Annotated in this window: 7 protein-coding genes; all 7 read left to right on the top strand. The window is 65.1% G+C overall.

The genetic code is table 11. The features are described 5' to 3' along the window. Positions 1-113: 113 nt before the first annotated feature. From RBB42_RS25725 to RBB42_RS25695, 7 genes are read left to right on the top strand one after another with little or no spacing between them, the layout of a single operon-like run. Complete coding sequence (locus RBB42_RS25725; RefSeq protein ID WP_305971086.1) at positions 114-752, top strand: glutathione S-transferase family protein; 639 nt, start codon at positions 114-116, stop codon at positions 750-752. Between the two features lie 32 nt (positions 753-784). Further along, positions 785-1,996, top strand: coding sequence for an acetyl-CoA C-acetyltransferase (locus RBB42_RS25720; RefSeq protein WP_305971085.1), 1,212 nt, complete (start codon positions 785-787; stop codon positions 1,994-1,996). A 9-nt stretch (positions 1,997-2,005) separates the two neighbouring features. Beyond that, positions 2,006-2,917: a hypothetical protein gene (locus RBB42_RS25715; RefSeq protein ID WP_305971084.1), complete on the top strand. Its 912-nt coding sequence runs from the start codon at positions 2,006-2,008 to the stop codon at positions 2,915-2,917. Then, a complete protein-coding gene (locus RBB42_RS25710) occupies positions 2,914-3,393 on the top strand; it encodes a hypothetical protein (protein ID WP_305971083.1) in 480 nt (159 codons plus the stop codon). Before RBB42_RS25715 ends, RBB42_RS25710 begins: the two co-directional genes overlap by 4 nt. After that, on the top strand, positions 3,393-3,860 hold the full coding sequence (locus RBB42_RS25705; RefSeq protein ID WP_305971082.1) for a cupin domain-containing protein: 468 nt from the start codon (positions 3,393-3,395) through the stop codon (positions 3,858-3,860). The genes RBB42_RS25710 and RBB42_RS25705 overlap by 1 nt, the downstream gene beginning before the upstream one ends. Next, positions 3,857-4,294 carry a hypothetical protein gene (locus RBB42_RS25700; RefSeq protein WP_305971081.1) on the top strand — a complete coding sequence of 146 codons (438 nt, stop codon included), beginning with the start codon at positions 3,857-3,859 and terminating at the stop codon, positions 4,292-4,294. The genes RBB42_RS25705 and RBB42_RS25700 overlap by 4 nt, the downstream gene beginning before the upstream one ends. Positions 4,295-4,296: 2 nt before the next feature. Continuing rightward, on the top strand, positions 4,297-6,498 hold the full coding sequence (locus RBB42_RS25695; protein WP_305971080.1) for a 3-hydroxyacyl-CoA dehydrogenase NAD-binding domain-containing protein: 2,202 nt from the start codon (positions 4,297-4,299) through the stop codon (positions 6,496-6,498). Positions 6,499-6,577 lie beyond the last annotated feature (79 nt).

Genomic DNA, 6,577 nt, shown 5'->3' with positions numbered 1-6,577 from the left:
CCCCCCCCCCCCCCCCCCCCCCCCCCCCCCCCCCCCCCCCCCCCCCCCCCCCCCCCCCCCCCCCCCCCCCCCCGGCCCGACGGGATCAACAAGCGCAACGGGAGGCGCGACGCATGACGATGAAACTCTATTGCTTTGGCGAGTCGGGGCATTCCTACAAGGCGGCGCTTGCCCTGCAACTCGCCGGGCTGGACTGGCAGGCGGTGCAGGTCGATTTCTTCAACGGTGAAACCCGAAGCGCAACATATCGCGCCGAGGTGAACGAAATGGGCGAGTGCCCGGTACTGGTGGACGGTGATACCTGCCTCAGCCAGTCCGGCGTGATCCAGCAGTACCTGAGCGAGACCTACGGGCATTTCGGCGGCGCCACGCCAGAGGAAAGCCGCGAGGTGCTGCGCTGGGTGCTCTGGGACAACCACAAGCTCAGCTCGATGGCGGGCATGACCCGCTTCCTGATGAACTTCCTGCCAGAGGACAAGCGGCCCGCCGAGGTGATCGCCTTCAATCAGGGGCGCCTGAAGTCCGCCTACCAGATCCTCGATGGCCACCTCCGGGGGCGGGACTGGATTGTTGGCGACGCGCCCACCAACGCCGATCTGACCTGTTGCGGCTACCTGTTCTACCCGGAACCCTTCGGGTTTGACCGCAGTGACTGGCCAGCCATCGATCGCTGGTTGACGAACATCCAGGGCCTTCCCGGCTGGAAGGCCCCCTATGACCTTATGCCCGGCTCCCCCGCTGACCGAAGCTGAAAGACACCGGGCCAGACGAAGAAGGACTGACCATGACCGACGCATTTATCTACGACGCCGTCCGCACTCCGCGCGGCAAGGGCCGCAAGGATGGCGCGCTGCACGAAGTGACCTCGCTGCGCCTGTCGGCGCAGGTTCTGAACGCCGTCAAGGACCGCAACGGGCTTGACGGCCACGCGGTCGAGGACGTGATCTGGGGCAATGTCACCCAGGTCGGCGAACAGGGCGGCTGCCTGGCACGGTCGGCGGTGCTGGCCTCGGACCTCGACGAGACCATCCCCGGCCTCGCGATCAACCGGTTCTGCGCCTCCGGGCTGGAGGCCGTGAACCTGGCCGCCAACCAGGTCCGTGGCGGTGCGGGCATGGGCTATATCGCCGGCGGCGTCGAGATGATGGGCCGCGTGGCCATGGGCAGCGACGGCGCGGCAATCGCCGTCGATCCCAGCCTTGCGATGGAGAGCTATTTCGTTCCGCAGGGCATCAGCGCCGACATCATCGCCACCGAATACGGGTTCTCCCGCGACGATGCCGATGCGCTGGCGGTCGAAAGCCAGCGCCGGGCGGCCGCCGCCTGGGAGGACAAGCGGTTCGAGAAATCCATCGTCACCGTTCAAGACATGAACGGCCTGCCGATCCTCGATCACGACGAATACATGCGCCCCGGTACCGACATGCAGACGCTGGGCGCGCTAAAGCCCTCGTTCAAGGACATGGGCGAGGCCATGCCGGGTTTCGACAAGGTCGCCCTGATGAAATATCCGCACCTCGAGCGGATCGAGCACGTCCACCACGCGGGCAACAGCTCGGGCATCGTCGACGGCTCTGCCGCGATGCTGATCGGCAACAAGGAATTCGGTGAGAAATACGGGCTGAAACCGCGCGCGCGCATCCGCGCCACGGCCAAGATCGGCACCGATCCCACCATCATGCTGACCGGCCCGGTGCCCGCGACCGAGAAGATCCTGAAGGACAGCGGCATGTCGATTTCCGACATCGACCTCTTCGAGGTCAACGAGGCCTTTGCCTCGGTGGTGTTGCGTTTCATGCAGGCCTTCGACGTGGACGACAGCAAGGTCAACGTCAACGGCGGCTCGATCGCGATGGGGCACCCGCTGGGGGCCACCGGGGCGATCATCCTCGGCACCCTGCTGGACGAGCTTGAGCGCAGCGGCAAGGGCACCGGGCTGGCCACGCTGTGCATCGCGTCCGGCATGGGCGCCGCCACGATCATCGAGCGGGTCTGAGGCCCACCCATGAGCCTGTCGCCGGATACCGCGCAAGAAGTGGCCGCCAGCCTTCTGGCGGCCACCGGCGATGCGTTGGCCACCGGCGACTTCGAGCTGTTCCGCAGGAATTTCCAGCTACCCCAGTCCATTGCAACGATCGGCGGTACACGCACCCTGAACACAGAGGAGGACCTGCGCCGGACCTTCGAACAGATCCGGGCGCATTACGCCGAAATCGGGCTGGACCGCCTGGACCGCTGGATCGAGGTGGCGCTTTTTGACGGCCCGGACGAGATCCGCAGCTGCCATATCACTCATATGCTGTCCAAGTCGGGAAAGCTGCTGAACACCCCGATCCTGACCATGTCGCGCCTCGTGCGCGCGGGCGAGCGGTGGCTGATCGGAGGAACGCAATACACCATTTCCGCCGAAAGCGCCCACGGGCAGGCCCTGCTGAGTGACGGCACGCCCTATCGCCCACAGGGCGCCGGCGGCGCGGCCGAAGCGATCTTTCAGAACCACCTGGACCGGGTCACGCGGGCATACCTCGAAGACAGGTTCGACCTGCTGATGGCGGCGGTTCAGCTGCCGCTCTTCCTGCAGGCCAGCGAGGGGGCCATGCTGATCTCGGACGTCCAGCAGCTGCGGGAGGATTTCAAGCGCTCGGTCACCCGGCTGCGTGTGCAATCGGTCAGCGACATCGTGCGCCGCGTCCAGTCGGCCGAGATCATCGGGGAAAAACGTATCCACGGCACCTATCGGACTCATATCCTGAGCGCGGAACAACTGGTTATCCCCGCGTACAAAAGTTCCATGAGCATCGAGATGGGAGAGGACCTCAACTGGCGCATGACCTCGGTCATGCATCCGATTGGCCACCTGACCCTGCCCGACGGACCGGCGCACGCGGAGGGTTTCGGCCCGGGAGAACGGGTATGACATTGCGGAGTGCTGCGGAAATCTACCAGGCGAACCTGGACGCGGTCAGCCGGATGCTCTTTGCCGGGGATCTCGACAGGATCGCCTGTCATATCGCAGTGCCCTGCGCGGTGCACACTCAGGACAGTTCGCAGCGTATCGAGCAGTTGGACGACCTGATGGTCATGCTGCGCGAACAACGTGACTGCCTGCGGCGGCTGGGCGCGACGGAATACCACCGCATCTGCATCGAGGCAGAGTTCACCGACCCGACAGGCCAGCGCATCCGGGGACACCACAGGACCTACCTGCTGCGCGGCGGCTCTTACCTGATGGAGCCCTACCCCTGCGAGCAGCAGATCGAATTGCAGGGAGACGACTGGAAGGCGCTCGACCTGAACTGCCAGATGCGGAACAGCGACCTGACGTTGGTCGGTCCGCAGTTGATGGAGCATCTTCGTCGCCGCGAGGCCCACTCCGACAAGGGAGAGAGCTGATGCCGAAAATCGACCTGAACGCAGTGCCGGTCAGGACAGGCTCATCTTACCCGCCCCCGCACGATGCGGCGATGGCGGGCCGCAGCCAGCAAAGGCTGGGCGATGCCGCCGGTTTGACGCAGTTCGGCGCAAACCTGGTGCGGCTGGCCCCAGGGGCGATGTCCTCCTTGCGACACTGGCACGAACGCCAGGACGAATTCCTGGTCGTCACCGAAGGCGCGCTGACGCTGGTGGACGATCATGGAGAGACGCCACTGGCGCCCGGCGATTGCTGTGCCTTTCCGGCAGGCGATCCGAACGGGCATCACATCGTCAACCGTTCGGAGGCCGAGGGCGCCTTTGTGGTCGTGGGCACCCGGACAAGACAAGAGACCGGCTGGTACCCTGATCACGACCTGAAAGTCGAGGTCGCGGATGGCGACATGCGTTTCCTGCGCCGGGACGGCGGGGAGGTGACAGATCCATGAGTTCTGCCGTTTTCACCGACAGCGACTTCGCCGAGTTCATCGCCGATATCTCTGCCCCATTTCTGACCGGCGAGATCGCGCGCTGGCGGGCGCGCATCCGCCTACCGTTCAGCATGGTCACGGGCTCAGGCCAGGTCACACTGGAGACCGACGATGACGTCGCCCGCAATTTTCGCCTCTACCTTAACGTGGTCAAGGTGATGGGCCTGAATCTTGTGCACCGAGAACCCGTGGGGGTCGAGCACTGCGAGGACGGCACCGTGCTTGCGACCTACCGCACGCAGCTGCTGCACAACGGCACCCGCATGGTCGAACCCTACACGTCGACGGCGCTCCTGCATCCCGACCCCGAAGGATGGCGCATGTCGGCAATCCTCAACGCCCGTGGCCACCACGACTGGAGCGGGCGCCCCCTGAAAGACACTGGAGAGTGAACATGACTGATTTCACGATGGAAACCGGCGCCGATGGCGTGGCCGTCATCACCTGGGACGTTCCCGGCAAGTCGATGAACGTGATGACGCTGGAGGCCTGGGACGAGTTGGACACCCTGGTTGACCAGGCTCTGGCGGACGATGCGGTCAAGGGCGTCGTCATCACCTCGGGCAAGGACAGCTTTGCCGGGGGCATGGACCTCAAGGTGATCGCCAAGATGAAGGAGATGGCGGGCGACGATCCCGCCAAGGGTCTCTTTGACGGGATCATGAATGCCCACCGTATCATGCGCAAGATCGAGCGCGCGGGCATGGATCCCAAGACCCTGAAAGGCGGCAAGCCCATCGCCACCGCCCTGCCCGGCACCGCGCTGGGGATCGGGCTGGAAATCCCGCTGTCGACGCACCGGATCTTTTGCGCCGACAATCCCAAGGCCAAGATCGGCCTGCCCGAGATCATGGTCGGCATCTTTCCCGGCGCGGGCGGCACCACGCGGCTGGTGCGCAAGATGGGCGCGATGGCGGCCTCGCCGCTGCTGCTGGAAGGCAAGCTTAACGACCCGAAAAAAGCCAAGGCGGCCGGTGTCATCGACGAGGTGGTCGAGGACCCGCTGGCGGCGGCGAAGGAATGGGTGCTGCAAGCAGGCGACAAGGACATCGTGAAGCCATGGGATGCCAAGGGTTACAAGATGCCCGGCGGCGCACCCTACCATCCGGCCGGCTTCATGACCTTCGTCGGCGCCAGCGCGATGGTGAACGGCAAGACCAAGGGCGTGTACCCCGCCGCCAAGGCGCTGCTCTCGGCGGTCTACGAAGGCGCGCTGGTGCCCTTCGATACCGCGCTCAAGATCGAGGCGCGCTGGTTCACCAACGTGCTGATGAACCCCTCCTCCGGGGCGATGATCCGCTCGCTCTTCATCAACAAGGAGGCGCTGGAGAAAGGCGCGGTGCGGCCCGCCGATGTGCCGGATCAGAAGGTGAAGAAGGTCGGCGTGCTGGGCGCGGGCATGATGGGCGCGGGCATCGCGCTGGTCAGTGCGCAGGCGGGCATCGAGGTGGTCCTGCTGGACCAGAAGCAGGAGGCCGCCGACAAGGGCAAGGCCTATAGCGCCGACTATGCCGCCAAGGGGGTCAGCCGCAAGAAGATCACCCAGGAAAAGGCCGACGAGATGGTGGCCCGCATCACCGCGACCACCGATTACGACGCGCTCAAGGGATGTGACCTGATCGTCGAGGCGGTGTTCGAGGACCCGAAGATCAAGGCGGAGGTGACCAAGGCCGTGGATGCGGTGACGGGTGACGACTGCATCTTTGCCACCAACACCTCGACCCTGCCGATTTCGGAATTGGCCAAGGCGTCGAAGTCGCCCGAGCAGTTCATCGGCATTCACTTCTTCTCGCCCGTCGAGAAAATGATGCTGGTCGAGATCATCAAGGGCAAGGAAACCGGCGATCGCGCCGTGGCCAAGGCGCTGGATTTCGTGCGCCAGATCCGCAAGACGCCCATCGTCGTGAACGATGCGCGGTTCTTCTATGCCAACCGCTGCATCATTCCCTACATCAACGAGGGCATCCGCATGGTCAAGGAAGGGGTCTCCCCCGCCCTGATCGAGAATGCGGCCAAGATGGTGGGGATGCCGTTGGGACCGCTGCAATTGGTCGATGAGACCTCGATCGACCTGGGCGCCAAGATCGCGCGGGCGACCAAGGCGGGCATGGGCGATGCATACCCGGACGGCGAGGTGGACGAGGTCATCTTCTGGATGGAAGACGAAGGCCGGCTGGGCCGCAAGGCCAAGGCCGGGTTCTACGACTACGATGAAAAGGGCAAGCGCACGGGCCTGTCCGAGGCCGTCAAGGCGCGCTATCCGCAAGCCGAGGAACAGCCCGATCTGATCGAGGTGCAGCACCGCCTGCTCTTCGTCCAATCGCTGGAGGCCGTGCGCGCGCTGGAGGAAGGCGTGCTGATGGACATCCGCGAGGGCGACGTGGGCGCGATCCTGGGCTGGGGCTTTGCCCCCTGGTCCGGCGGTCCGCTGAGTTGGCTGGACATGATCGGCGCGCCCTACGCGGCCGATCGCTGTGACCAACTGACAGAGGCGCATGGCCCCCGGTTCGCCTGCCCTGCCCTGCTGCGCGAGATGGCCGAGAAGACACAGAGCTTTTACGGACGGTTCGCGCCGGACAGCGCAAAGGCGGCCTGATCCCTGACCCGAGCCTGGCGCCGCGAGGGCGCCAGGCTCATGTCTACCGCAGGGGGGCGCGGACTTGTGCCTTTGAAAG

This window comes from Mameliella sp. MMSF_3455 (assembly GCF_030733205.1).
GTDB lineage: Bacteria > Pseudomonadota > Alphaproteobacteria > Rhodobacterales > Rhodobacteraceae > Antarctobacter.
Note: the sequence above shows the minus strand (reverse complement) of the source record. Positions and strands in the feature narration are given on the sequence as shown.

Bases quoted from the DNA above. Each gene is read 5' to 3' on its own strand.
- RBB42_RS25725 (WP_305971086.1), top strand. From the start codon at position 114: ATGACGATGAAACTCTATTGCTTTGGCGAGTCGGGGCATTCCTACAAG.
- RBB42_RS25720 (WP_305971085.1), top strand. From the start codon at position 785: ATGACCGACGCATTTATCTACGACGCCGTCCGCACTCCGCGCGGCAAG.
- RBB42_RS25715 (WP_305971084.1), top strand. From the start codon at position 2,006: ATGAGCCTGTCGCCGGATACCGCGCAAGAAGTGGCCGCCAGCCTTCTG.
- RBB42_RS25710 (WP_305971083.1), top strand. From the start codon at position 2,914: ATGACATTGCGGAGTGCTGCGGAAATCTACCAGGCGAACCTGGACGCG.
- RBB42_RS25705 (WP_305971082.1), top strand. From the start codon at position 3,393: ATGCCGAAAATCGACCTGAACGCAGTGCCGGTCAGGACAGGCTCATCT.
- RBB42_RS25700 (WP_305971081.1), top strand. From the start codon at position 3,857: ATGAGTTCTGCCGTTTTCACCGACAGCGACTTCGCCGAGTTCATCGCC.
- RBB42_RS25695 (WP_305971080.1), top strand. From the start codon at position 4,297: ATGACTGATTTCACGATGGAAACCGGCGCCGATGGCGTGGCCGTCATC.